The organism is Salinicola lusitanus, from assembly GCF_003206045.1.
In the GTDB taxonomy this organism is placed as follows: Bacteria; Pseudomonadota; Gammaproteobacteria; order Pseudomonadales; family Halomonadaceae; genus Salinicola; species Salinicola lusitanus.
This window is the reverse complement of sequence record NZ_PZJM01000008.1, coordinates 35,631-60,449: the sequence shown is the minus strand read 5'-3', so window position 1 is coordinate 60,449 and position 24,819 is coordinate 35,631. Positions and strand designations below refer to the sequence as shown.

20 protein-coding genes and 1 riboswitch are annotated in these 24,819 nt (G+C 62.4%); of the genes, 15 read left to right on the top strand and 5 right to left on the bottom strand.

Going from position 1 to position 24,819, the window contains the following annotated elements; translation table 11 throughout:
• Positions 1 to 22 precede the first annotated feature (22 nt).
• The 4 genes from DOM45_RS13365 (at position 23) to DOM45_RS13350 (ending at position 4,486) form a co-directional block, all read left to right on the top strand.
• Positions 23 to 1,075, top strand: a complete 1,053-nt coding sequence (locus tag DOM45_RS13365; protein WP_110601286.1) for a class I fructose-bisphosphate aldolase — start codon at positions 23 to 25, stop codon at positions 1,073 to 1,075.
• 271 nt (positions 1,076 to 1,346) lie between these two features.
• Positions 1,347 to 2,399, top strand: a complete 1,053-nt coding sequence (locus DOM45_RS13360; protein WP_110601285.1) for a type 2 periplasmic-binding domain-containing protein — start codon at positions 1,347 to 1,349, stop codon at positions 2,397 to 2,399.
• Between the two features lie 93 nt (positions 2,400 to 2,492).
• The gene (locus tag DOM45_RS13355; protein ID WP_110601284.1) at positions 2,493 to 2,936 is read left to right on the top strand and encodes a tripartite tricarboxylate transporter TctB family protein; all 444 of its coding nucleotides are present in this window, start codon (positions 2,493 to 2,495) and stop codon (positions 2,934 to 2,936) included.
• A 47-nt stretch (positions 2,937 to 2,983) separates the two neighbouring features.
• Positions 2,984 to 4,486 carry a tripartite tricarboxylate transporter permease gene (locus DOM45_RS13350; RefSeq protein WP_110601282.1) on the top strand — a complete coding sequence of 501 codons (1,503 nt, stop codon included), beginning with the start codon at positions 2,984 to 2,986 and terminating at the stop codon, positions 4,484 to 4,486.
• Between the two features lie 90 nt (positions 4,487 to 4,576).
• Here DOM45_RS13350 and DOM45_RS13345 read toward each other — a convergent pair whose 3' ends face one another.
• A complete protein-coding gene (locus DOM45_RS13345; protein WP_110601280.1) occupies positions 4,577 to 5,074 on the bottom strand; it encodes a 6,7-dimethyl-8-ribityllumazine synthase in 498 nt (165 codons plus the stop codon).
• A 149-nt stretch (positions 5,075 to 5,223) separates the two neighbouring features.
• Positions 5,224 to 5,389: riboswitch (FMN riboswitch) on the bottom strand.
• Between the two features lie 187 nt (positions 5,390 to 5,576).
• Between DOM45_RS13345 and DOM45_RS13340 the strand changes: the two genes are divergently transcribed.
• On the top strand, positions 5,577 to 6,563 hold the full coding sequence (locus DOM45_RS13340; protein WP_110601278.1) for a sugar-binding transcriptional regulator: 987 nt from the start codon (positions 5,577 to 5,579) through the stop codon (positions 6,561 to 6,563).
• Positions 6,564 to 6,680: 117 nt separating this feature from the next.
• Here the strand turns inward: DOM45_RS13340 and tkt are convergent, their stop codons facing one another.
• From tkt to DOM45_RS13325, 3 genes are all read right to left on the bottom strand, one after another.
• Complete coding sequence (gene tkt / locus DOM45_RS13335; RefSeq protein WP_110601276.1) at positions 6,681 to 8,675, bottom strand: transketolase; 1,995 nt, start codon at positions 8,673 to 8,675, stop codon at positions 6,681 to 6,683.
• 128 nt (positions 8,676 to 8,803) lie between these two features.
• The gene (locus DOM45_RS13330; RefSeq protein ID WP_110601274.1) at positions 8,804 to 9,607 is read right to left on the bottom strand and encodes a triose-phosphate isomerase family protein; all 804 of its coding nucleotides are present in this window, start codon (positions 9,605 to 9,607) and stop codon (positions 8,804 to 8,806) included.
• A gap of 43 nt (positions 9,608 to 9,650) precedes the next feature.
• Positions 9,651 to 11,372, bottom strand: a complete 1,722-nt coding sequence (locus tag DOM45_RS13325; RefSeq protein WP_110601272.1) for a dihydroxyacetone kinase family protein — start codon at positions 11,370 to 11,372, stop codon at positions 9,651 to 9,653.
• Positions 11,373 to 11,731: 359 nt separating this feature from the next.
• Between DOM45_RS13325 and rpiB the strand changes: the two genes are divergently transcribed.
• From rpiB to DOM45_RS13275, 10 genes are all read left to right on the top strand, one after another.
• The gene (gene rpiB / locus DOM45_RS13320) at positions 11,732 to 12,193 is read left to right on the top strand and encodes a ribose 5-phosphate isomerase B (RefSeq protein WP_110601270.1); all 462 of its coding nucleotides are present in this window, start codon (positions 11,732 to 11,734) and stop codon (positions 12,191 to 12,193) included.
• Between the two features lie 337 nt (positions 12,194 to 12,530).
• Positions 12,531 to 13,499 (top strand): substrate-binding domain-containing protein, encoded by a 969-nt coding sequence (locus DOM45_RS13315; RefSeq protein ID WP_110601269.1) that lies wholly within the window; start codon positions 12,531 to 12,533, stop codon positions 13,497 to 13,499.
• Between the two features lie 83 nt (positions 13,500 to 13,582).
• Positions 13,583 to 15,082: a sugar ABC transporter ATP-binding protein gene (locus tag DOM45_RS13310; RefSeq protein WP_110601268.1), complete on the top strand. Its 1,500-nt coding sequence runs from the start codon at positions 13,583 to 13,585 to the stop codon at positions 15,080 to 15,082.
• Positions 15,072 to 16,031 (top strand): ABC transporter permease, encoded by a 960-nt coding sequence (locus DOM45_RS13305; protein ID WP_110601266.1) that lies wholly within the window; start codon positions 15,072 to 15,074, stop codon positions 16,029 to 16,031. Before DOM45_RS13310 ends, DOM45_RS13305 begins: the two co-directional genes overlap by 11 nt.
• A gap of 419 nt (positions 16,032 to 16,450) precedes the next feature.
• The gene (locus DOM45_RS13300) at positions 16,451 to 17,563 is read left to right on the top strand and encodes an MDR/zinc-dependent alcohol dehydrogenase-like family protein (RefSeq protein WP_110601265.1); all 1,113 of its coding nucleotides are present in this window, start codon (positions 16,451 to 16,453) and stop codon (positions 17,561 to 17,563) included.
• A 76-nt stretch (positions 17,564 to 17,639) separates the two neighbouring features.
• Positions 17,640 to 18,290: a DUF2291 family protein gene (locus DOM45_RS13295; protein WP_110601263.1), complete on the top strand. Its 651-nt coding sequence runs from the start codon at positions 17,640 to 17,642 to the stop codon at positions 18,288 to 18,290.
• On the top strand, positions 18,290 to 19,846 hold the full coding sequence (locus DOM45_RS13290) for a sugar ABC transporter ATP-binding protein (protein WP_110601261.1): 1,557 nt from the start codon (positions 18,290 to 18,292) through the stop codon (positions 19,844 to 19,846). Before DOM45_RS13295 ends, DOM45_RS13290 begins: the two co-directional genes overlap by 1 nt.
• 28 nt (positions 19,847 to 19,874) lie before the next feature.
• Positions 19,875 to 21,029 carry an ABC transporter permease gene (locus DOM45_RS13285; RefSeq protein ID WP_110601259.1) on the top strand — a complete coding sequence of 385 codons (1,155 nt, stop codon included), beginning with the start codon at positions 19,875 to 19,877 and terminating at the stop codon, positions 21,027 to 21,029.
• 51 nt (positions 21,030 to 21,080) lie between these two features.
• Positions 21,081 to 22,037, top strand: coding sequence for a D-ribose ABC transporter substrate-binding protein (locus tag DOM45_RS13280; protein WP_110601258.1), 957 nt, complete (start codon positions 21,081 to 21,083; stop codon positions 22,035 to 22,037).
• An 805-nt stretch (positions 22,038 to 22,842) separates the two neighbouring features.
• Positions 22,843 to 24,093 carry an APC family permease gene (locus DOM45_RS13275; protein WP_110601256.1) on the top strand — a complete coding sequence of 417 codons (1,251 nt, stop codon included), beginning with the start codon at positions 22,843 to 22,845 and terminating at the stop codon, positions 24,091 to 24,093.
• Between the two features lie 20 nt (positions 24,094 to 24,113).
• Here DOM45_RS13275 and DOM45_RS13270 read toward each other — a convergent pair whose 3' ends face one another.
• Entirely contained in the window at positions 24,114 to 24,551 is a 438-nt protein-coding gene (locus DOM45_RS13270) for an Lrp/AsnC family transcriptional regulator (protein WP_162302625.1), read from the bottom strand.
• Between the last annotated feature and the right edge of the window lie 268 nt (positions 24,552 to 24,819).

Sequence of the window (24,819 nt, the reverse complement as noted above, 5' to 3'; positions counted from 1 at the left end):
TTGAGGACAGAGGAAAAGCAACATGACCGATATTGCCAAGCTGCTGGGCAAGGAAGCAGACAGCCTACTCAGCTATACCTGCACGGGCTTCAAGAAAGAAGACCTGTATCTGCCGGGCCCCGACTTCGTCGATCGCGTCTTCTCCGACACCGATCGCAGCCCGCACGTGATGCGTAACCTGCAGACGCTGTTCAATACCGGTCGCCTGGGCGGTACCGGTTACCTCAGCATCCTGCCGGTCGACCAGGGCATCGAGCACTCGGCCGGTGCGTCGTTTGCTCCCAACCCGATGTACTTCGATCCCAAGAACATCGTCGAGCTGGCCCTGCAGGGCGGCTGCAACTGCGTCTGCTCGACGCTGGGGGTGCTCTCTTCGGTGGCGCGACGCTATGCGCACAAGATCCCGATGATGCTCAAGCTCAACCATAACGAGAGCCTGACGCTGCCGGCGATGTACGAACAGACCATGTTCGCGCAGATCGAGCAGGCCCATGACATGGGCTGCATCGCGGTCGGCGCCACCATCTACTTCGGTTCCGAGGACTGCCGTCGCCAGATCCAGGAAGTCAGCGAAGCCTTCGAGCGCGCTCACGAGCTGGGCATGGTCACCGTGCTGTGGTCCTACCTGCGCAACCCGGCGTTCAAGAAGGACGGTGTCGACTACCACGTCTCCTCCGACCTCACCAGCCAGGCGGTGCACCTGGCGGCGACCATCAAGGCCGACATCGTCAAGCAGAAGCTGCCCGAGAACAACGGCGGCTACAAGGCGATCGGCTTCGGCCATACCCACGACAAGGTCTACAGTGAGCTGACCAGCGATCACCCGATCGATCTGGCCCGCTACCAGGTGGCCAACTCGTTCATGGGGCGCGCCGGACTGATCAACTCCGGTGGTGGCTCCAAGGGGCACTCCGACCTGGGCGAAGCGGTTCGTACGGCGGTCATCAACAAGCGTGCCGGCGGCATGGGCCTGATCTCCGGGCGCAAGGCGTTCCAGAAGCCGCTGAACGAGGGTATCGAACTGCTCAACGCGGTTCAGGATGTCTACCTTTCCAAGGATGTCACCGTCGCCTGATCCCGGGTCCGGGATCGACGCTGGACGCAGGACGCCACGGAATCTCCGAAGCCCGGCCATCGCCGGGCTTTTTTCTGCCTCGATTTCAGGGAGTTGCACCGACCGACGGCATGCGACCTTGGTCTGGGGACTTAAGTTGAATTGTCTGACAAAGTCGCCTTCATTACCGTGCAAGACGTGTTGGATGATAACGCTATCATTTTGTCCCCACCGAGGTAGGGCGGCGCGAGTCGCGCCACTCGAGTGGGCAACGGTATGAGGGAGACGTGTCATGAAAGCGATTTGGAGCAAGACCTGTCTGGCGGTCGTGGCCAGTGCCGCCATCGGGATGTCGGCCTCGGCACAAGCCGCCGACGACTGTCCGCTGCCGGGCAACCTGCGCGTGGTGATCGGCTCGACCTCTACCGGGGGCGACACTTACCAGAACTCGAGCATCGTGGTGGATCAGTTGGCGGACAAGCTCGATATCAACGCCAAGGTCGATGCCGTCGGGGTGATGCCCGGCTTCCAGGCGCTGGAGCGCAGCCGTCACGGCAACACCGTGATGATCTTTCACGATGGCGCCTACCTGGGCAATCTCTACGGGGTGAACGGCTATCCCGATATCTTCGACAAGTTCATCGTCGGGCCGACCATCGCCATCAATCCGGGCAACGCCTATCTCGTGCCCAAGGATTCCCCTTATCAGTCGATGAGCGACATCATCGAGGCCGCGGGCGATGGCAAGCAGATCAAGGTCGCGATCCAACCGGGCAGCGTCTCGGAGATCGGGTTCTCGGCGCTCAAGAATGCCGTGCGCATGAAGTATCCCGGCAAGGAGGGCAATATCGTTGCCGTCAATACCGGCTCCCAGGCGGACAAGAACCAGCTGCTGTTCGACGGGGCGGTGGACGTGATCAACGGCTCGGTGCAGGCCAACGAGCAGTACACCCAACTGCCGGCGGATGATCAGAAGGCGATGCGCTTCGTCTGGATCACCGCGCGCGAGCAGACCATCGCCGAGACCGACGAAGCGGGCATGGGCGATACCACGCGCGAGCAGTTGCTGCAGTACGTGACGCCGAATGTCAGCGTACCGATGACCGCCGACCAGGACTTCACTTTCGACAAGGAGTTTTTCTTCCTCTACAACAAGGACATGGATCCCGCCGCGATCCAGTGTATCGACGACGCGCTGGCGGAGATCTACGACGAGGGCGAGATCCAGCAGCAGCAGAAGCGCTCGTTCTTCGTGCCGGACTTCAAGCCTTCCCAGGAAGCGGCCAGCTACCTGAAAGAGAAAAACGACCAGTACAAGACCATCATCAACGACCTGAAAGGTTGATCCTGTCGCGTACCGGCCGACTGACGTCGGCCGGTACGGCTCGTTCCCACCACTGAGACTGCCGGCGATGACCCGGCGCAGGAGCCGCTTTCCATGGAAAGCCAATGGCTGTCGCTGCTCGATGTGACCATCGATTTCGACCAATCGCATCTCTTCTTTCCGCGAATCGTCACCTGGATTCTGGTCGTACTGCTGGCGATCATCCTGATCACTCGCTACCGGCGGCTGGTGCCGGGGCTCAAGCACGCGGGGCGCGTTCTGGCCGGACGCGAGGGCGATTTCGACCACCGGCGCTTCTTCGGCACGCTGGCGCTGACCACGGCCTACTTCTATCTGATGGGCGTGTTGAGCGATGTGTTTCCCAACACCGGCTACAGCTTTCTGATCATGTCGGTGCTGTTCGTGTTTCTGCTCTCGCTGTTGTACGTGGATCGGCCGACGCGGCGCCTGTGGGTCATCCTGGTGCTGAATGCGCTGATCGCACCGACGCTGGCCTGGTACGTGCTGGCACAGCTTTTCCGCATCACCCTGCCCTGAGCCGCTGGCCCTCAACTCCTTCGCCCTGACTGCCGGAGACGTCTTTCATGGATATTCTGTCTCATCTCACGCCGATGTTCTTCGCGCTGATCGCCGCGGGGACCGCGATCGGCATCATCTTCGGCGCGATCCCCGGCATGACCGCCACCATGGCGGTGGCGGTCTGTCTGCCGCTGACCTACGCCTTCGGCCTCGAGAACGGCATCGCGCTGTTGCTGGGGCTCTACGTCGGCGGCATTTCCGGCGGGATGGTGCCGGCCGTACTGATCAACATCCCCGGCACGCCATCGTCGATCACCACCACCTTCGACGGCTATCCGATGGCCAAGCGGGGCGAGGGCGAGCGCGCGCTCAAGATCGGGATCGTCGCCTCGGTCTTCGGCGGGCTGTTCAGCGCCGCGGTACTGTTCTTCTTCGCGCCGTTGCTGGCGGACTTCGCGATCAAGTTCTCCTACGTCGAGAAATTCCTGATCATCCTGCTGGCGCTGACGGTCATCGCCTCGCTCTGTTCCAACATGCTGATGGGCGTGTTCAGCGGCGTGCTGGGGGTGTGGCTGAGCCTGATCGGCACCTACTCGATCACCGAGGGTGGCAACGGCGAGCCGCGGCTGATGTTCGACTTCATGCAGTACTACCTGATCGACGGCTTTTCGCTGCTGCCGGTACTGATCGGTATTTTCGGCCTGACCACCGTGCTGCTGGATGCCGAAAAGGGGTTCAGGGACGAGACCGGCCAGGGGCCGATTTCGCTCAAGAACGGTGCCAAGTTCCGGTTCGGCGTGTTCAAGGGCCAACTAACCAACCTGATACGCTCCTCGAGCATCGGCACCTTCGTCGGGATCCTGCCGGGCGTGGGGGGCAGTGCCGCTTCGGTACTGGCCTACAGTCAGGAGAAGAATTTCTCGCGGGACTCCTCGCAGATGGGCAAGGGCGCCCCGCAGGGGATCGTCTCGTCGGAGTCCTCCAACAACGCGCTGACCGGTGGTGCGCTGGTGCCGCTGCTGTCGCTGGGTATCCCCGGGGACTCCACCACCGCGATCCTGATCGGCGCGTTCACGCTCCAGGGCATCCAGGTCGGCCCGCTGTTCATCGGCAACAACCTCGATACCTGGTACCTGATGATCATCGCGCTGCTGGCGGCCAATGTGCTGATGTTCGGCATCATGTACTTCGCGATCCGCCATATCGCCAGGGTGATCGAGGTGCCGAAGTACATTCTCTATCCGCTGATCATCATGATGTGCGTCGTCGGTGCCTACGCCATCAACTACGGCATCATGTTCGATGTCTGGACGCTGCTGATCTTCGGCGTGTTCGGCTGGGTCGCCCACAAGATCGGACTGGAGACGGTGCCGCTGATCATCGGCTTCATTCTCGGCAAGTCGGCAGAGGTCTATTTCGTCAAGAGCCTGGAGTCATATGGCAACTATTCGATCTTCTTCACCAAGAGTCCGATCGCCGTGTGCCTGTGGGTATTGATCGCCGTGTCGCTGGCGTTCGCGATCTATCTGCGGGTGAGGAGTCGGCGCCAGGCCGCCGTCGAGAGCTGACCTGATCCCCCGTCGAACGGTTGAAACGGAACGAAAAAGCCCACGCCATCGGGGATGGCGTGGGCTCTTCAGTATGACACTGGTGGGCGCTCAGTCGACGCTCAGCTTACGCACCTGACTGAGGTTTTCCATCGTCGTCAGGCACGCCTCGGCGGCCTCGCGTCCCTTGGTGAGGAAGTGCTGCTGGAAGAATCCCAGATGCGCCTCATGCTCATGGAAGTGGTGCGGCGTCAGCACCGCGGAGAGCACCGGCACTTCCTGTTCGACCTGCAGTGACATCAGTGCGTCGATCACGGCGGTGGAGACGAAGTCGTGGCGATAGATGCCGCCGTCGACGACGAAGCCGGAGGCGACGATCGCGGCGTAGCGGCCGCTCTTGGCCAGCAGCTTGGCCTGGAGCGGAATCTCGAACACGCCGGGAACGGTGAAGGTATCGACTTGCTCGGTGGCAAAGCCGCGTTCGGCGACCGCTTCGAGGAAGGCAGCGTGGCAGTTGCCGACGATATCGCCGTGCCAGTCGGCACGAATGAAGGCGATGCGTTGCGACAGCGTCTGCGGCGAGAGCTGCGGCGGATAGGGCTGATTCATGGTCGTTTCCTATTGATCGGTGACCGAAGTCACGTTAACCAGAATCAGGGCTTCGGATCCGCTTGGGAGTCACGGGAGGCGGTTGGCGTGGGGGCGAACGGTGAATGTCACCGATAGCCGCGCGGCTGACCGAATCGTCGTTGCAAGGGAACCGTTCTCTTTCATCCGGACTATCACCGTCGGCTTCGGAGTCTCACCGAATCTGCTGACCTCGAAGGTGACACCTTCGAGCGCTCGCGGGCTGAGATACTGGCGTTCTTTTCACGCCGCATCATTACCGCCGGTGGGGACTTGCACCCCGCCCTGAGAACCGATCGCGGCGAACCGCAATCCGCCGATAGTTTACGCCGATCGCGGCGCGCGAGAAAGTCGAACGCGGTGGACCCTGTGGTATCGTGAGCCGGTCGAAGCGGCCGGCTGGGCGAGGGTGGGACGCGCCCGTCACGGGCCGTTCAAGACCGATCTTCTCAACACTCGATCTTCTCAAACTATGGAAGCGTGCATGAACGAGCGCAACGAGAACGCCGATATCGCTCTGATGACGGAAATCGCCACCCTCTACTACACCGAGGGTGAGACCCAGGAGGTCATCGCCAATCGATTGGGGATCTCACGGGTCAAGGCGGGACGCCTGCTCAAGCGCGCGCAGGCGGAAGGCATCGTCGACGTTCGTGTGCGCCAGCATCCCGCCGTCAGCGCGGAGATCGAGCAGGCGCTGAAACGGCGCTTCGGGGTCAAGCGCGCCCTGATCGCGCTCGATCACGCCGATGCCGACGTTCAGCGCGCCAACGTGGCCAGCCTGGTGGCCGATCATCTCTCGCGACAGCTGAGCGAGGGGGCGATCGTCGCCGTCGGCATGGGGCGCAATGTCGGTGCGGTGGCGGACAACGTGTTCGAGCAGGGGCAGCGGCAGTGCTCGTTCGTCTGCGCCATCGGCGGTTCGGTGCGGGCGGGGGAGTACATGAACCCGGACCATATCTGCCGCCGCCTGGCGATCAAGTTCGGCGGCGACAGCGAGACGCTCTACGCGCCAGCGCTGGTGCAGAACCTCGAGCTGCGCGACGCCATGTACGAGAACCCGACCATTCGCCAGACCCTGGATCGCGCCCGGCGCGCCGATCTCGCCCTGATCGGTATCGGCGATCTCAGCGAGAACAGCAACATGGTGCGGATGGGCTGGTTCACCCCCCAGGAGACTGCCGAGGCGCGGCTCTCCGGCACGGTCGGCGACATGATGGGCTACGACTTCATCGACATCTACGGCCGGCCGTCGATGACGCCGATGCAGGGCCGCGTGATCGGCCTGACCATCACCGATCTGGCCCGGATCCCCGACGTGATCGCCATCGCCGCCGAGAACACCAAGGCGGCCGGTATCCTCGGCGCGCTGCGCACCGGGGTGATCGACACCCTCGCCACCAGCGTCACCAACGCCCACACCATTCTGCGCCTGGACGAGGCGACCCGGGTCGACGACAAGTCCGATTGAGCGCTGGCTGAGACCGGAGCGTTCCTCAGCGGCCGAGCCGCCGTGTCGCGAACCCTCCAACGAAAAACGCCCGGCCAACAGGCCGGGCGTCTGGTTGGACGCTATCGGGTGTGACGATCAGCCCAGCAGCTTCTCGGCGCGGGCGACGACCTTGTCGACCGTGAAACCGAAGTGCTTGAACAGATCGCCGGCCTTGGCGGACTCGCCATAGGTGGTCATGCCGATGACGTCGCCATCGAGGCCCACGTACTTGTACCAGGTCGACGGGATGGCGGCTTCGACCGCCAGACGCTTGCGCACGTCGCCCGGCAGCACCGACTCGCGATAGCTCTCGTCCTGCTCGTCGAAGGCGCTGGTGCAGGGCATGGAGACCACGCGGACCTTCTTGCCCTTGCCCTCGAGTTCGGTGGCGGCGTCCATCGCCAGGCCCACTTCGGAACCGGTGGCGATCAGGATCAGCTCCGGCTTGCCGCCCTCGGCTTCCTTGAGCACGTAGCCGCCGCGACGAATCTGCTTGAGCTGCTCGTCGTCGCGCGGCTGGGCCGGCAGATCCTGGCGCGAGAAGATCAGCGCCGTGGGGCCTTTCTCCCGCTTCAGGCCCTCGACCCAGGCCGCCGTCGTCTCGGTGGCGTCACACGGGCGCCACGTTGCCAGACCGGGCAGATTGCGCAGGTCGGCCAGCTGCTCGATCGGCTGGTGGGTAGGGCCATCTTCGCCGAGACCGATGGAGTCGTGGGTGAAGACGTGAATGATGCGGGTATGCGACAGCGCCGACATGCGCACGGCGTTGTGCATGTACTCCATGAACACCAGGAAGGTCGCGTCGTAGGGAATGAAGCCGCCGTGGGTGGCGATGCCGTTGGCGATCGCGCCCATGCCGAACTCGCGCACGCCGTAGTGCAGGTAGCCGCCGTCGAAGTCTTCCTTGCTGATCGCCTTGGCGCCTTTCCACAGGGTCAGGTTGGAGGGGGCGAGGTCGGCGCTGCCGCCGAACAGCTCGGGCAGGTCCGGTCCCAGCTCGTTGAGGACGCCCAGCGAGGCCTTGCGCGAGGCGGTGGTCTCGGATTTCTCCTGCGCCGTCTTGATCAGGGCATCGCCGTCGAAGTTGGCCGGCAGCTCGCCGTTGTAGCGACGTTTCAGCTCCTTGGCCAGTTCCGGGTAGGCCTGCTCGTAAGCCGCCAGCTTGGCGTCGTACTCGGCTTCGCGTTTCTGGCCCTGCTCGCGGGCGTCCCACGCCGCGTAGTAGTCGTCGGGAATCTCGAACGCCGGATATTCCCAACCCAGCTCCTTGCGCGCGGCCGCGACTTCGTCTTCGCCGAGGGCGGCACCGTGGCTCTCCTCCTTGCCCGCCTTGTTGGGCGAACCGAAGCCGATCACGGTCTTGCAGATGATCAGGGTCGGCTTGTCGGTGACACGCTTGGCTTCCTCGATGGCGGCGTTGATCTGCTCGGCGTCGTGGCCGTCGACGTCGCGCACCACGTGCCAGTGGTAGGCCTCGAAGCGCTTGGCGGTGTCGTCGGTGAACCAGCCCTCGACCTCGCCATCGATGGAGATGCCGTTGTCGTCGTAGAACACGGTCAGGTTGCCCAGACCCAGGGTGCCGGCTAGCGAGCACGCCTCGTGGCTGATCCCCTCCATCAGGCAGCCGTCGCCGGCGAAGACCCAGATGCGGTGGTCGACGATATCGTGGCCGTCACGGTTGAACTGCGCCGCCAGAGTGCGCTCGGCGATGGCCATGCCGATACCGTTGGCCAGGCCCTGGCCCAGCGGCCCGGTGGTGGTCTCGATACCGGGCGTGTAACCGTGTTCCGGGTGACCGGGGGTCTTAGAACCCAACTGGCGGAAGTTCTCGAGCTCCTTCATCGGCAGGTCGTAACCGGTCAGATGAAGCAGCGAGTAGTGCAGCATCGAGCCGTGACCGTTGGAGAGAATGAAACGGTCGCGATCTTCCCAGTCCGGGTTGGCGGGGTTGTGCTTGAGATGGTCGTTCCACAGCACTTCCGCGATATCGGCCATGCCCATCGGCATGCCGGGGTGGCCGGAGTTGGCCTTCTGCACGGCGTCCATGGAAAGCGCGCGGATGGCGTTGGCTAGCTGACGACGAGATGGCATTGGCTTTCGGATCCCCTAGATCGTAAATGGATGATGTCGCGAGACGCGATCTGGCACTCGGTTCGACACGGCAATCAAGTCTAACGTGGCATCAAGTCTAACGTGGCTGTTCAGTTTAGCGCGGATGGTCAATCCGGTGCGGAGGATTCGCTCCCCGCGGCTGATCCGTTTGACGCGAGCAGCGAGGCTTCGTTCACGATCGCCTCGAACGCGGCCGGATCGTGGGCGAAACGCCCCAGGAACAGACCATCGACCTTTCCCGCCAGGCGGGTCAACAGGTCGGGGCCGGCGCTGCCACCATAGATCACCCTAGCAGACGGGTGCGTGGAGAGGTGATCCCGCAACCCCTGGCAGACCGCTGCAATGTGTGCCAGTGATGCCGGTTCCGAGGCACCGATCGCCCAGTGCGGTTCATAGGCGACCACCAGCGGCTGCGAGCGCTGATCCGGCGTTGCCAGCGACAGCGCCGAGTCGATCTGGTGCCGGCAGTCGGCAATGGCATCGCGCGGCTCGCCATGGTCGGCTTCACCGATGCAGAGCACCGGTATCAGCCCCTGCGCCAGGGCGATCCGTGTCTTGGTGGCAACGACAGCGTCATCTTCCGCGAACAGGCGCCGGCGTTCGGCATGGCCGATCTCGACATAACGACAGCCCATCTCGGCCAGCATGGCCCCGCTCACCTCGCCAGTATAAGCGCCGGGTGGTGCCTGATACAGGTTCTGGCCACCCACGCCGACTGGCGTGTCGGCGAAGCAATCGAGCACCGGGGCGAGCGCCGGGAAGCTGGGCAGCACGAACAGCGACACCCGGCCGTCGACGACGGCCGGGTGATGGGCGAGAAGGGTGGCGATCCGGCGACACCACTCCAGGGTCTGGGCATAGCCGAAGTACATCTTGAAGCTGATGCCCAGGGTGATCGGGGCTTGAGCCATGGCGTCCTCGCGGTTGTCTAGCCTTGGGCCATCGAGAACGGGATCACCGGTCGATGACGGGTTGAATGGCGGCGACGATCAGGGAGAGCGAGACCGCGCCGGGATCCGGCGTGCCGAGGCTCTTCTCGGCCAGCGGGCGGGCGCGCCCCATCTTCGGCCGGAGCTCGGAGGTGGCGGTCGCCGCCGCTTCGCAGGCCTCGACGGCCTTGCGCCATGCCGTCGCCAGATCGTCGCCGGCATCCACCGCCTGTTCGAGCGCCTCGCTGAACGGCGCCAGCGCATCGACCAGCGTCTTGTCGCCCAGCTTGGCCTTGCCGAATGCCATCACGTCATTCTTGGCCTTGGTGATGCCTTCGGCATAGTGCGCCGGGGTTGGCGCGTCGTCGTCGCCGAGCGTCACGCTGAGGGCATTGAGCATGACGCCCCAGATCGCGCCGGAGGTGCCGCCTGCGCGATCCGACCACGCCTCGGCGGCCATGCGCAGCAGCGTGCCGGCCCCGGCACTGCGGCTCACCGCGTCTTCCGCGGCCAGTTCCGCGGCGACCGCCCCGCGCTGCATGCCGATGCCATGGTCGCCATCCCCGGCAATGGCATCGAGTCGTCCCAGCTCCTCCACCTTCTGGTCGATGATCTTGCGCGTCGCGCTCAACGCCTGATAGAGGCAGCGCGCGGTAGCGATCGACGCTTCGCTGGCGGGTGGAATGGCATCGGCATCCGGGATGTCCAGCTCCGAGGCGTCGATCGGCGGGGCGGCCTCGAGACTGCCCTTGCGATAGGCCGGCGCATCGGCCGGCGCCTTCCACAACCGCTCCAGCTCGTCGTCGAGCCAGAACAGCGTCAACGAGGCGCCCGCCATGTCGAGACTGGTGACCAGTTCCCCCACTTCCGGCTCGACGATCTCCAGGCCGGCTTCCGTCAGCAACTGATTGACCCGCCGATAGACCACGAACAGCTCTTCGTACTTGATCGAGCCCAGGCCGTTGAGCAGCACCGAGGCCTTGGCCCCCTCGACACTGCCGACCCCGTCCGGGATCTCCTCCATCAGGTGAGAGACGAGCAGCTCGGCGAGAGCGTCGGCGCTGGGAACGTCCTGCTCGCTGATCCCCGGTTCGCCGTGGATGCCCAGGCCCACCGCCATCTTGCCGGCGGGTACGTGGAACAGCGCATCCTTCGCACCCGGCAGCGTGCAGCCGTCGAACGCCACGCCCATGGAGCGGGTGCGCAGGTTGGCCGCGCGGGAGACGCGTACCACTTCTTCCAGCGAATAGCCGGCCTCGGCCGCTGCCGCTGCGATCTTGAAGACGGTCAGGTCGCCGGCGATGCCGCGACGCTTGTGCAGCTCGTCCTGGCCGGCGCTGGAGACATCGTCGATGACCGCGACGATCTCGCAGGGGATGCCCTCGCGGATCAGGCGCTCCCGGGCCTGGCCGAAATGCAGCACGTCGCCGGCGTAGTTGCCGAAGCTGAGCAGCACGCCGGCGCCATTGTTGGCTGCCTTGCAGACGTTGTAGACCTGCTGTGCCGACGGCGAGGCAAACAGATTGCCGATTACCGCGCCATGCGCCAGGCCCTGGCCGACCAGCCCCGCGAAGGCGGGGTAGTGGCCGGAGCCGCCGCCGATGACGACGGCGACGGTGCCCGGTTCGCTGCGGGTGCTGCGGATGACCCCGCCGGGTACCTGGCAGACCCGCTGCGCATGCGCGGCGACGAACCCCTCGGTCGCTTCGTCGACGAAATTCACAGGATCGTTGTAAAGACGTGTCATGGCCGACGCTCCCGGCGATTGAGATGTGTGCCAGGCCATGGACGATCGCTGTCCGGATCTGGCCTGATGAAAATATGATCCGATGGTGCACATTTGGTTGTCTATGACGCTCGGGACCATCATAGCGACCGGAAAGGGCGCGGATATGCGACTTTGGTGGTGATATCGCATCGTTCCATCTCGTGGCTCGAGCGTGATTCTCTCGGCTTGCCAGCGGCTTTGACGCCGATTCTTGCGTCGGTGACGCCGTTTGATACACGACTTTTTGCTCATATGAGATGTTATTGTTCATATGAACAATGTGTGGCTATGATGACGCCGTCGACGTTCGACGCCATTGAGAGCATGGGAGGTGAGTGATGGCAAAGCAGTGGCGAGTGGCGCTGGGGTGTGACGAGGCGGCGTATGAGATGAAGCAGGCGATGATCGAGCATGTCCGGGCGCTGGGGCACGAAGTCGAGGACTTCGGCACCCACGAGGCGAAGCCGGTGCTCTATCCGGACATCGCGATCGAGGTCGCGGAGGCGATTGCCGAGGGTCGCTACGATCGCGGCGTCCTGATGTGCGGCACCGGCATTGGCGTGGCGATCTCCGCCAACAAGGTGGCCGGCATTCGCGCCGCCCAGGCTCACGACACCTACTCCGCCGAGCGCGCTCGAAAGAGCAATGATGCCCAGATCGTCACCATGGGCGCGCGCGTCATCGGTATCGAGTTGGCCAAGACGATCGTCGAGAGCTTCCTGAGTAACGAGTATGAGCCCGGCGGTCGCTCGCAGCCCAAGGTGGACCGGATCGAGGCTTACGAGCGTGAGCATCGCTGAGTCGGGTTGAAGGCTCGGCGTGCCGCCCGGTGTTTTCAGCGGGATGGCTGGACGGTCGACGGTCTCGATATGGGGTGGGAGGTAAAGGCTGCTGCATGGTGATCATATGATCATGAGGAAATGAGCGCCCGATTTTGCCTTGTTTTGATGCGTCGTCGTGCTGAAATTTATTAAGCCAATGAAATTGAAGTGAAAAAAGGTGGCTTTCATCGCAGCCACTGAAGCCTGCCTTGTTCAGTTTGCAAGCCAAGCGGTGAGTGATGGTGACATGAGGTGTTCATGTGAACTCCATGTGTCTCATTTGAATGGTGGTTTGGATCATTGCGGAGGGTTCTTCATGAAAATCGTCAAGGCGAGTCTGGCACTGGCACTCGGCATTCTGGCATCCGCGGGAGTGGCTTCATCGACCCTCGCCGCCGAGGGTCCGGGGACCGAGAAGCACGATAGCTATCGTTTCGTGGTGGTGCCGAAGGTGGTCCACCCCTGGTTCGACAAGGTCAATCAGGGTGCGCAGCAGGCTGCTGCTGCCATCAAGGCGCAGACCGGATCCGACGTGGAGATCCAGTACTCGGCTCCCCAGAGCGCCAACGTCGCCCAGCAGAACGAGATCATCGAGCGTGCCATCTCGACGCGTCCCGACGGGATCATCGTCGATCTTCTCGATCCCAGCGGCAACCGCACCGTGCTGGAGGAGGCCCAGGAGCAGGGGATTCCGATCACGCTGTTCGATTCGATCAACCCCGAGGGAATGAATCTGACCACCGTCGGCAGCGATTTCTGCGAGCAGGCCGAGATGGCGGCCAACCGCCTGATCGAGCTGTTGGATGGAAAGGGCAAGGTGGCAATCATGATGGGCGTGCCCACGGCCCCCAATCACGCCGAGCGGGCGCGCTGCGCGCAGGCCGTGTTTGACGCGCACGAGGGTATCGAGGTTGTCGCGACCGGCGTCGACAACGATGACATCAATACCGCGCAGCAGCAGGCCTCCGCGATCATGCAGGCCAACCCCGACCTCGATGGCTGGGTGGCGTCGGACGCCGCCGGACCGGTCGGTATCGGCCAGGCGATCAAGGAGGCCGACAAGGTCGGCAAGGTCCAGTTGGTCGGTCTCGATGACCTCAGCCAGATGCTGGTGTTGATCAAGGAGGGCGTGGCGGACTCCTCGTCGGCTTCGCGCCCGACCATGCAGGGCTACTGGTCGGTGATCAACATGTGGCAACTGGCTACCGGGGCGATCACGCCCAATCACATCGATACCGGTAACGTCATGATCACGCCCGATAACGTCGACTCCTTCATGGAGTGAGGCCCAGGGCGCCCCCGCCGGCAGCGATATCTCCGGCGGGGGCGGTTATGGTGATTCAACGCGAGAGTCCACGGGAGGCGACGATGGCTTACTTGCATGTCGACCATGTCAGCAAGCGTTTTCCGGGCGTCAAGGCGCTGGATGACGTCGTGCTCGAGATCGAGATGGGCCGGGTGCATACGCTGGCGGGGGAGAATGGCGCGGGGAAGTCGACGCTGGTCAAGATCCTGACCGGCACCGAGAAGCCATCCCAGGGGCGGGTGATGATCGACGGTCAGGATGCGTCGAGTCACGACCACCTGCACAAGACCATTGCCTATGTCCCCCAGGAGATCAACCTGTTCGGCAACATGACCGTTGCCGAGAACCTCTTCATGCCGTTCTCGCGCTCCCGGCGCGGGGGCTGGCTATTCAGGCGTGGCGAGCTGGAGCGTGCGGCGCAGACCTGGCTCGATCGATTCAAGATCGCGGCCAGCCCCGGAGACAAGGTGCGCCATATCTCGATCTCCGATCAGCAGCTGCTGCAGATCGCGCGGGCCTGTACCAACGAGTCGATGAAGATCCTGATCCTCGACGAGCCGACCTCTTCGCTGACGGAGACCGAGGTCGAGCGCGTCTTCCGCGTGGTGCGGGATGTGGTGGCCTCGGGGTGCGGTGTCGTCTTCATTTCGCACAAGTTCGACGAGATGTTCGCCATCAGCGACACCATCAGCGTGTTGCGTAACGGTCGCAAGATCGAGACGCGGCCGGCGTCGCAGCTGGATGACCGCCAACTGGTCTCGCTGATGTCGGGGCAGGAGGTCAAGACGGACAGCCGCCTGCAGCCGGAGGGCGGGAGCGGAGAGGTGATGCTGCGAGTCGAGGGGCTCTGCGGGAAACGATTCGAGGATGTCTCGTTCACCTTGCGGCGCGGGGAGATTCTGGGATTTGCCGGCCTGGTCGGAGCTGGCCGCTCCGAAGTGATGCAGACGCTGTTCGGCTTTCTGCCGGCCCGGTCCGGGACGGTCCAGCTGGAGGGGGAGGCGTGGCGGCTGGGGGATACGCACTACTCCATTCGCCACGGTCTCTTCTATCTCTCCGAGGAGCGCAAGTATCACGGCATCTTTCCCGGCCAGAGCGTGCGCCGCAATATCGGCATGGCATTGCTGCGCGCCACCGCCCGCCACGGGGTGATCGATGCCCGCCGGGAGCGGGCACGGGTCGGCGACATCGTGCGCGACTACGACATCAAGACGCCGACCATGAACAAGAACATCGCTTTTCTGTCGGGCGGCAATCAGCAGAAGGCGATCATCGGGCGCGCCATGGCCTGTGACCCTCGCATACTGATCTTCGACGAGCCGACCAAGGGGATCGATATCCGCACCAAGATGGAGATCTATCGGTTGATGAAGGTGCTGGCGGAGCGTGGCGTGGGAATCATCCTGGTGTCTTCGGAGATGGATGAGCTGCGGCGCTGCGCCAATCGCATCATCACACTCTACGAAGGGAAGGTCAGCGGAGAGTTTCATATCGATCAGGCCAGCGGAGACGCGCTGGTCGGAGCCATCCACGGTCATGGGGGAAGCGGGCATGCTGCGTAAGGCAATGGGGTTCATGGTCAGCAATCCCCTGAGTGGCGTGGTGGGGGTGTTGGCGCTCATCGTGGTGGTGGCGTCGCTGCTGTCGGAAAATTTCCTGAACAGCTACAACCTGGTCATCATCGCCAGGTCGCTGGCCTTCATCGGCATGATCACCATCGCGCAGTCGATGTTGATGATCCTGGGGGAGCTGGACCTGTCGCTCGGCGCCATCGGTGGCTTCTGCGGCGTGATCGGCGGCATCCTCATGGTCAAGCTGGGGCTGAATCCGTGGCTGGCATTCGCGCTCTGCCTGGTGATCGGGGCACTGTTCGGGCTGCTCAACGGCCTGCTGGTGACGCTGCTCCGGCTCCCCTCGCTGGTGCTGACGATCGGCATGGCGGGGGTCTACGGCGGACTCAACCTGGTCATCACCAAGGGGGTGGCGATCACCGGCATTCCCGCCGACATCGGGTTTCTCGGCAGCGGCAAGTGGGCCGGCCTGCCGGTGCCGTTCTGGATCATGCTGCTGTTCCTGGTCGTGGCCTGTTTCATCACGCTGAAGACCCCGTTCGGGCGCTACATGTATGCCGTCGGCAGCAATCTGTCGGCCGCCAGGATGCTGGGCATTCGCGCCGATCGTGTTCGTCTGGGCGTGTTCGCCTTCGCAGGCTTTCTGGCGGCGCTGGCCGGCATGCTGATGGTCGCCCGGCTCGGCTCGGCACAGCCCTCCATCGGGGATTCGTGGGTGCTGGGGCCTATCGCCGCCTCGGTGATTGGCGGGGTGCCGACCACGGGCGGCATCGGTACGCCGCTGGGGGCGATCTTCGGCGCGGCGATCATCGGAGTGATCGAGAACGTGATCGTGCTGCTGGGCATCTCCCCGTACTGGCAGTCGATGGTGAGCGGCGCCATCGTGGTGATCGCGATCTCGCTGGACTCCATTTCCCGGCGCTATTTCAAGCGCGATTGACCGGCCCGGCAGCCGGGCCGCTGTCGCGGTCCGGCTGTGGCACGGCCCCCGGCCGGATGCCCGACACCGACCTTCTCCTTTCTCATGGGCAGTGGCTCCACCCGAGCCTCTCCGCTGCCGTCGCTCACGATCACGATCGTGCGTTTCGATCCTTGCGGTGATCATATGATCTTATTTAGATCATTCTAACGCATTTTGTTTCCAATCGATTTCTCGAATCTTGCCGCCAACCCGACGATAACTTTAGTCGTAAGAAGTCAAATGAATTCATTTTAAATCTATGTTTATCAACAAGATGAAAATCATTTGGCTAAAGTCTTAGGGTGTGTTCCCGCTCTGCGTATTGATGTCTTTTCCGCTGCTGGGCTAAAAACATATGACCAAATATTGATCATGTGTTTAAGCGCAGGAGATCTTCCATGAGCGACGCCACTGCGACATCCACCCAAGCGACTTCCCACGACGACATCCCCCGCACGATGAAAGCGGTGGTTGCCTACGCACCCAACGATTATCGCTACGAAGAGGTGCCGGTCCCCGAGATCGAGGACAAGGAGATCCTGGTCAAGGTCGAGGGGTGCGGCATCTGCGCCGGGGACATCAAGTCCTACGACGGCGCGCCCAGCTTCTGGGGTGACGAGACCCAGCCCGCCTATATCAAGGCACCGATGATTCCGGGGCACGAGTTCATCGGCCGGGTGGTCAAGGTCGGTTCCCAGGTCGAAGGCTACGCCGTCGGCGATCGGGTGATCTCCGAGCAGATCGTGCCGTGCTGGAACTGTCGCTTCTGCGGTCGGGGGCAGTACTGGATGTGCGAGAAACATGACCTGTACGGCTTCCAGAACAACGTCAACGGCGGCATGGCCGAGTACATGAAGTTCACCAAGGAGGCGATCAACTACCACGTCCCCGAGGAGCTGCCGCTGGAGAAGGCGATCCTGATCGAGCCTTACGCCTGTTCGCTGCACGCGGTGCAGCGCGCCAAGATCGAACTGGGCGACGTGGTGGTGCTCTCCGGCGCCGGCACCCTGGGGCTCGGCATGGTCGGTGCGGCCAAGAAAGCGGGCGCCGAGAAATTGATCGTGCTCGACCTGTTCGACGACCGCCTGGAACTGGCCAGGAAATTCGGCGCCGACCTGACCCTAAACCCCAAGCGCGACGATGTGGTCTCGATCATCAAGGAGATGACCGAGGGTTACGGCTGCGACGTCTACATCGAGGCGACCGGGCATCCCAAGTCGGTGGAGCAGGGGCTGTCGATGATTCGCAAGCTGGGGCGTTTCGTCGAGTTCAGCGTGTTCAAGGATCCGGTCAGCGTCGACTGGAGCATCATCTCCGACCGCAAGGAGCTCGACGTGCTGGGTTCCCACCTCGGCCCGTACTGCTATCCGCTGGTCATCGAGGGGATCCGCAACGGCGACTTCCCGACCGAAGGTGTGGTGACTCACAAGCTGCCGCTGGAGAAATACGAGGAAGGCTTCGAGCTGATGAAGAGCGGATCGAAGTCACTGAAGATCGTGCTGATCCCCTGATTTCGGCGCGGCGACGACGGTTGCCCCGGCGCCGCGCAGACGAAGACAGCGGTATCAGGAAAGAGGGCTCGAAGCGATGAGTACAACAGTTGCCAGTCGGCCAGCGGCGCCGGGCAAGCTGAAAGGGCGCCTGATCATCGGCGCCTGCGTGGTCGTGGTGCTGGCGGCGATGGCCTGGGATACCACGGTGGTCGAGATCGGCCACGAGGCGGAGTTGGCCGGCGGCTTCTCCGCCGAGACCTATGGCGGGGAGCACTTCCCGGCGATTCAGGCGAGCGTCGAGGAGCGTGCCGTCGATGCCGCCGAACTGGCGTCGGCGGTACTCGCGGATTCGACGGCGGCGGGTCAGAAGTACGGTGTCGGCGACGGCTTCGGCCCGGTGGTGCCGGTCACTTTCAGCGGGACATTCGGTGAGGGGCGTTCAGGCATCTATAGCGTCGACGCCAAGGGCGTGCCCGACGAGATCACGCTGCGCGTGCAGACCGGCCCGGCGATCAATGGTACTGACCTGCGCGACGCCACCGGCGAGATCTCGTTCGGCGAGTTTGCCAACCAGATCGAGTATCAGAACGCTGGCGCCTCGATCAACGACGCCATGAAGAAAGCCGTGCTGGCGGGCATCGATACCGCCGATCTGAGCGGCAAGACCGTCAGCGTGACCGGCGTGTTCAAGCTGATCAATCCCAAGAACTGGCTGGTGACCCCCGTCAGCATGGAGGTGCAGTGATGGCTTCCTCCTCGAATCGGCCTGCTCCCGCCGGTGAACCGGTCGACGATGTGGTGCTGTCGGCGCGGGATGTCGCCAAATCGTTCGGCAGCGTGCATGCGCTCAAGACGGTCAACTTCGACGTCTATCGCGGCCAGGTGACCACCCTGTTCGGCGAGAACGGGGCCGGCAAGTCGACGCTGATGAAGATCCTGTCCGGGGTGATCCAGCCGACCTCCGGCGAGATCGTGCTGGAGGGTGAGCCGGTGCGGTTCGCCTCGACCACCGATGCCCAGCGCCTGGGCATTTCGATCATCCATCAGGAGCTGAGCCTGGCGCCCAACCTGAGCGTTCGCGACAACATCTTCATGGGCCGCGAGATCAAGGGGCCTGCCGGTATCGACTATGCCGAGGAGGCGCGTCAGACCCGGGCGTTGATGGAGGAGCTCGACGAGCCGATCGATCCGCTGACGCCGGTGGAGGACCTGCGCCTGGGCCAGCAGCAGATCGTCGAGATCGCCCGCGCGCTGTCGGTGAATTCGCGCATCCTGATCATGGACGAGCCGACCTCGGCGCTGTCGGCGACCGAGGTCGAGGTGCTGTTCCGGGTGATTCGCGACCTCAAGAGCCGAGGCGTCTCGATCGTCTACATCTCCCACCACCTGGAGGAGGCGCTGCTCATCACCGACCACGCCGTGGTGCTGCGTGACGGCGTGATGACGGCCTATGCCCGGCGAGCGGACATCGATCTGGAGTGGATCGTGCGCAACATGGTCGGCGAGAACTTCGATCTCGGCTCGCCGCCGACCGGTCACGCCATGGGCGACGTGGCGCTGTCGCTCGAGGATGTCAGCGTCGCCGATACCGCGGTGCCGGACCGCTCGGTGGTCGACCATCTGTCGCTGGAGGTGCGCGCCGGCGAGATCGTCTGCATCTATGGCCTGATGGGAGCCGGGCGCACCGAGCTGCTCGAGTGCGTGGCCGGCCGCGTGCCGCTCAGCGGCGGCCGGGTGGTGCTGGAAGGCGAGGACGTCTCGCACCTGAGCATCGCCGAGCGAATCGCCAAGGGCCTGGTGCTGGTGCCGGAAGACCGGCAGCGCGATGGTCTGGTGCAGACCATGTCGGTGGGCGAGAACCTGTCGCTGGCCAGCATCAAGGCGTTCACCCGCTGGCTGCTGACCTCGGGCAGCCGCGAGCGCGGCGTGGTCGACGAGTCGATCGCCAATGTCCATATCAAGACCGACGGGCCCAGGGCCGAGATCGGTTCGCTCTCCGGCGGCAACCAGCAGAAGGTGGTGATCGGCAAGATGCTGGCGACCCATCCCCGGGTGGTGGTGCTCGACGAGCCGAGCCGCGGTATCGACATCGGGGCCAAGGCCGAGGTGTTCAAGCTGCTGGCGGAAGGGGCCGCCAAGCAGGGGCTGGCGGTGATCTTCTCCACTTCCGAAGTCGGCGAATGCCTGAGCATCGCCCACCGCATCGTGGTGATGAGCCGCGGGCACATCGCGGCGGAGTTCGGCGCCGACGCCTCCAAGGAGCAGATCATGGCCGCCTCGGGCGAGGCCGTGGTCGCGTGAGCGCTTTTACTCGAAGGGAGTTTTGATTATGTCCAAGCACAGCCAAGCGCCAGCGCGCCAGGGTGGTGGCTTCGATCTGGGGCGAATGCTGCTCGAGGGTCGCGCCTTCTTCGCCCTGATCGCGATCATCATCATCTTCTCGGCGCTGTCGCCGGTCTATTTCTCGACCAACAATTTCCTGACCATGTCGTCCCATGTGGCGATCTTCGGGCTGCTCTCCATCGGCATGCTGCTGGTGATCCTGACCGGCGGCATCGATCTGTCGGTGGGCTCGACCCTGGGCCTGTGCGGGGTGGTCGCCGGCTTTCTGATGCAGGGCGTGACGCTGGATGCGTTCGGCGTGACCCTCTATCCGCCGGTCTGGGTGGTGGTGCTCCTTACCTGTGGGGTCGGGGCCTTCATCGGCGCCATCAACGGCGTGCTGATCGCCTACTTCAAGGTGCCGGCGTTCGTCGCCACCCTGGGCCTGCTCTATGTGGCCCGCGGCGTGGCGCTGCTGATGACCGACGGCCTGACCTACAACAACCTCGGCGGCGATCCGGCGCTGGGCAATACCGGTTTCGACTGGCTCGGCTTCAATCGCCTGTTCGGTGTGCCGGTGGGCGTCTGGGTGCTGGCGATCGTCGCGGTCGTCACCCTGCTGGCGCTGGCGCGCACGCCGTTCGGGCGCTGGGTCTACTCCACCGGTGGCAACGCCCGCGCCGCGGAGCTCTCCGGGGTGCCGGTCAAGCGGGTCCAGGTTTCGGTCTATGTGCTCTCCGGCATCTGTGCGGCGATCGCCGGGCTGGTGCTGTCGTCGCAGCTCACCTCCGCCGGCCCCACCGCCGGCACCACCTACGAGCTGACCGCCATCGCCGGCGTGGTCATCGGCGGGGCGGCGCTGACCGGTGGCCGCGGTACCGTGCGCGGCACGCTGCTGGGGGCCTTCGTGATCGGCTTTTTGTCCGATGGTCTGGTCATCATCGGCGTCTCCTCATATTGGCAGACCGTCTTTACCGGTGCGGTGATCGTGCTGGCGGTGCTGCTCAACAGCATTCAGTACGGCGGTCGCCGGAAGCGCGTGGCCAAGCCCGCGGAACCGAAGGCACCCGACAATCCCTCTTCTCCGTCCTCGAGCGGCAACGCCGCGCGCGTGACCTCCGAGGCGGAAAGTACGGCCGGTAAACCGGCAACACAGCACTAGCCTCACCGCTGCACGCTAGTCATCACAATCGCAAAAGAAGGGTGATCCATCATGTTCAAGACAGGAAAACGCCTGCTGATCGCAGCCCTCGCCGTCAGCGCGCCGTTGCTCGCCGGAACCGCCATGGCGCAGGACAAGGGGCTGATCTCGGTCATCGTCAATGATACCTCCAACCCCTACTGGTTCACCGAAGGCAAGATCGCCCGGGAAACGGCCGAGGGGTTGGGGTATCGCGCCAACGTCAGCGCCCACAAGGGGGATACCAATACCGAAAGCCGCCAGATCGATACCGCGATCACCAACCAGGCCAAGGCGATCATTCTCGATCCCGCCAATGCCGATGGTTCCGTCGGTGCGGTGCGCAAGGCCGTCGACGCCGGCATCCCGGTATTCCTGGTCAACGCGGAAATCAACGAGCAGGGGCTGGCCAAGGCGCAACTGGTCTCCAACAACGCCCAGGGTGCCGCTCTCGGTGCCCAGCAGTGGGTACAGGCGGTCGGCGACTCGGCCAACTACGTCGAGCTGAAGGGCGCACCGTCGGACAACAACGCCGCGACCCGCTCCAACGGTTACGAGACGGTGTTGAGCCAGTACCCGGATCTCAAGAAGGTCGGCGAGGATGTCGCCAACTGGGACCGTACCCAGGGATTCAACAAGATGCAGAGCCTGTTGCAGGCCAACCCTGACATCCAAGGGGTGATCAGCGGCAACGACGAGATGGCGCTGGGCGCGATCGCCGCACTCAAGGAAGCCGGCAAGCTGGACGATGTCGTGGTCGGTGGCTTCGACGGTTCGCCCGACGCGGTCGACGCGGTCAAGTCCGGCGAGCTCGCCTATACCGTGCTGCAGCCGGTGGCGATCTTCTCCAAGGCGGCGGTGCAGATGGCCGACAAGTTCATCACCACCGGTGAAACCGGTGTCCAGGGTGAGAAGCACCTCTTCGATTGCATCCTGATCACGCCGGATAACGTCGACAAGTACGTCTCGCCGTTCGTGCTCAAGCAGTAAAACGCAAGGCCGTCCCCCGAAACGCCGCCGCGGGCACTCGCCCGCGGCGGTTTTTTTCGTCTCGATTGAGGCCAGGTCCGAGCGTTGGCGTTGGCGCTAGCGGTGAAGGGGTAGGGACATCGTCAAATGTCCGGTCTGTAAAATATCGGTGACCTGCTCAGCGGCGGCAGCGTCATGTCTGGAATGCCGCGAGCTCCGCCGGTCGACCTTGTCGCTGACTCATCATCGAGGCGTAGGCTCGAGCCGGAGCGGCATCACCTGGCATCAGGTCGCCCGACATGCCAGCAACGGATCATCGGGTGGTTGGATAAAGGGTGGCAAGACAACGAAAAGGGCGTGGCTGGGGTGTTGCGCTGGCGAGAAATGGTGTCACCACACATCGCACAGGCCCGAGGTGGGTAATTTTCCAAGCACGTTAGTGAATATTCCTAAGCGCCGTGAAAATTGAAGCCCTGTTTAGGTACTTCGCGTAATCGTTTGCACTATGTGAAATGTTTTTATCCTCCCTGACTCTGTAGCATAACCATTGCGGCATTGAGTGATCAGGGCTTTCTAGAGGGGGAAAAGATTATCTGATTCCTGCCCGCGAGTGGCGCGGCCATCAGCCGGGTCAGAAGACGGTCGTTATCTCAGAGTGTCTTGTATTTAGTGTAATTTTTTGGGCAAGTCGAATGCGGGAAAGGCGACGAAAATATCCTCCCTGCGGGCACCCGTCACAAGTCCACAGCTTCGAATACTGGCTGCATCTATACGATATGTTTTCGAGATGTCAGTCATCTTCTAGAAGAGCTTCAGGAGTCGTCTCATGGCTGAACTACAAAAAACCCTTACCGCCTGGAGGGGGGCAGCGCTATTCATCAATATAGTTCTGGGGGCAGGGCTGCTCGTTTTACCCGGCCTCACGGTGCAAAGAGTTGGAGATCTCTCGTTGGTCTCATGGATCATTTGTGCCGTGCTGACCACTCCTCTGTTCGTCATCTTCATTATCCTGGGCTGCCGACACCACGGACCAGGAGGGCTGGCCGCATACGTGCAACAAGCTTACGGCAGGTTCGCTTATGTCGTTGCCTCATTGATGTTTCTGGGCGCCGTCGTTCTGGGCCTCCCTGCGATTGCTTTGACGGGAGGCTACTACGCCAGTACGACATTTGGCGGCTCCGCACACATTTATGGACTGCTGATCATGGGGGCCGTGCTGCTGCTCAATTTGCAGTCAGTCGAGGCCGCGGGCAAGCTCAATCAGGTTCTATCATGGGTGCTGGTGGTTTTCTTGACTGGCCTGGCACTGCTGTCGCTCTACCTGGTCTCGAGTGAGCCTGCATACCATGCCATCGCAGCTCCAAGTTCTCTTGACGAATTCCGCACCATTTGGTTGGCGGTTCCGATGATCTTCTTTGCCTTTACCGGGTGGGAAGTGGGAGCCAGCATCACCGGCGAGTTCAAGAACCCCAGAAAAGATCTCCCCATCGCCATGTGGATATCCTTCTTCGTAGCCATTGCGCTATATCTGATCATGGCCTATGTGGCTCAGCGTGCGAATTTGCAGAACGGTTACGCAGCGCCCTTCGCGACTATCATCAATAATCACCTTGGCGCCTATGGAAGCGTGATTGTCGGTCTCATCGCTATCACCTTGATCTTTGCGAATCTCAGTGCTGCCGGGTGGGGAGTGTCAAGGATGGTCTACTCTCTGGCGCAGGAAGGGGTCGCGCCCTCCTATCTGGTTAATCTCACCAAAGGCCAGCCATATCATGCACTGATAACGATCGTTCTCATCTTCAGCACCGTTATCGTCTTTGACTGGATTGGGTTTTTGGGTATCGATAATCTTCTCAAGTTGGCGGGCCAGAATTTTCTGATCCTGTATGGGTTTTCGGCGCTGGTGCTTTTCAAGTTGGCGCAAGGAATGGCTGAGAAAATGATTGCCTGTCTTGGCGCTGGCGTGTGCTTGATAATCGTGCTTTTGCAGGGGCTAAGCGTTATTTATCCGATCCTGATCGTTGCGGTTTCCATTTTCTTGTACTCCTGGAAAAACGAGATCAAGAGTGTGCCTTAGCAGTGAGATGTCAAGGAGACCTAGTCCCACATTTTGATCACTGGGGAGATTGACGAGCTTTTCACTTTTGGATGTTCAGTCAAGAAGTATTTGAGTTTCATCATCTCCTCGAGTGAGTCATAAGATATTTCTAAAATCAGATCCAGGTCGCCATAAACGGAGTACTTGCTTTTGATGATATCGAAAGTTTCGAGTTCTTTAAGCAGCTGTTCGCATTGCGAGCCATAGACATGATTGATGATGACGAAGCCTCTCAGCTTTTTTGAGCTTCTCTCCTTGTCTGTATTTAATATTACGTTGTAACCTTGAATGGTTCCGTCTGCCTCGAGTCTCTCGATTCTCTTCTCTACCGAAGTCCTGGAGCGGTTCACCAACCTGGCGATGTTCGAAAGCTTCTCTCTCGCATTCTTTTTCAATAGCTCTATGATCTGCGAGTCAACGTTGTCTTTGATGCCCATGCTCTTACTTCGCCTCATCAAAAATGCCAGCTATTTTAGCGTTCAACCTTTGCGGAGGCCTTGACACTGTCATTGCCAATCAATTTTCAGGCGCGGCCTGAAGTGGTTTCAGTCTCTGTATCTTAGCAACAGGTCACGATCGAGGAGAATACCCGCTCACGAGTCCTGCGGATGACTTAATATCAGACATAACGAATGCACTGTCATGGACGATAAACCCGATGGGGCGTGTCGCCTTATGGGAGTTCTCGACCCTGGCATTTTCCAC

What these genes read in the sequence shown, in the direction of transcription:
- DOM45_RS13275 (WP_110601256.1), top strand. Translation starts at nt 22,843, where the DNA reads ATGGCTGAACTACAAAAAACCCTTACCGCCTGGAGGGGGGCAGCGCTA.
- DOM45_RS13330 (WP_110601274.1), bottom strand. Translation starts at nt 9,607, where the DNA reads ATGGCTCAAGCCCCGATCACCCTGGGCATCAGCTTCAAGATGTACTTC.
- DOM45_RS13365 (WP_110601286.1), top strand. Translation starts at nt 23, where the DNA reads ATGACCGATATTGCCAAGCTGCTGGGCAAGGAAGCAGACAGCCTACTC.
- DOM45_RS13360 (WP_110601285.1), top strand. Translation starts at nt 1,347, where the DNA reads ATGAAAGCGATTTGGAGCAAGACCTGTCTGGCGGTCGTGGCCAGTGCC.
- DOM45_RS13350 (WP_110601282.1), top strand. Translation starts at nt 2,984, where the DNA reads ATGGATATTCTGTCTCATCTCACGCCGATGTTCTTCGCGCTGATCGCC.
- DOM45_RS13300 (WP_110601265.1), top strand. Translation starts at nt 16,451, where the DNA reads ATGAGCGACGCCACTGCGACATCCACCCAAGCGACTTCCCACGACGAC.
- tkt (WP_110601276.1), bottom strand. Translation starts at nt 8,675, where the DNA reads ATGCCATCTCGTCGTCAGCTAGCCAACGCCATCCGCGCGCTTTCCATG.
- DOM45_RS13285 (WP_110601259.1), top strand. Translation starts at nt 19,875, where the DNA reads ATGTCCAAGCACAGCCAAGCGCCAGCGCGCCAGGGTGGTGGCTTCGAT.
- DOM45_RS13325 (WP_110601272.1), bottom strand. Translation starts at nt 11,372, where the DNA reads ATGACACGTCTTTACAACGATCCTGTGAATTTCGTCGACGAAGCGACC.
- rpiB (WP_110601270.1), top strand. Translation starts at nt 11,732, where the DNA reads ATGGCAAAGCAGTGGCGAGTGGCGCTGGGGTGTGACGAGGCGGCGTAT.
- DOM45_RS13345 (WP_110601280.1), bottom strand. Translation starts at nt 5,074, where the DNA reads ATGAATCAGCCCTATCCGCCGCAGCTCTCGCCGCAGACGCTGTCGCAA.
- DOM45_RS13355 (WP_110601284.1), top strand. Translation starts at nt 2,493, where the DNA reads ATGGAAAGCCAATGGCTGTCGCTGCTCGATGTGACCATCGATTTCGAC.
- DOM45_RS13315 (WP_110601269.1), top strand. Translation starts at nt 12,531, where the DNA reads ATGAAAATCGTCAAGGCGAGTCTGGCACTGGCACTCGGCATTCTGGCA.
- DOM45_RS13280 (WP_110601258.1), top strand. Translation starts at nt 21,081, where the DNA reads ATGTTCAAGACAGGAAAACGCCTGCTGATCGCAGCCCTCGCCGTCAGC.
- DOM45_RS13290 (WP_110601261.1), top strand. Translation starts at nt 18,290, where the DNA reads ATGGCTTCCTCCTCGAATCGGCCTGCTCCCGCCGGTGAACCGGTCGAC.
- DOM45_RS13340 (WP_110601278.1), top strand. Translation starts at nt 5,577, where the DNA reads ATGAACGAGCGCAACGAGAACGCCGATATCGCTCTGATGACGGAAATC.
- DOM45_RS13305 (WP_110601266.1), top strand. Translation starts at nt 15,072, where the DNA reads ATGCTGCGTAAGGCAATGGGGTTCATGGTCAGCAATCCCCTGAGTGGC.
- DOM45_RS13270 (WP_162302625.1), bottom strand. Translation starts at nt 24,551, where the DNA reads ATGGGCATCAAAGACAACGTTGACTCGCAGATCATAGAGCTATTGAAA.
- DOM45_RS13310 (WP_110601268.1), top strand. Translation starts at nt 13,583, where the DNA reads ATGGCTTACTTGCATGTCGACCATGTCAGCAAGCGTTTTCCGGGCGTC.
- DOM45_RS13295 (WP_110601263.1), top strand. Translation starts at nt 17,640, where the DNA reads ATGAGTACAACAGTTGCCAGTCGGCCAGCGGCGCCGGGCAAGCTGAAA.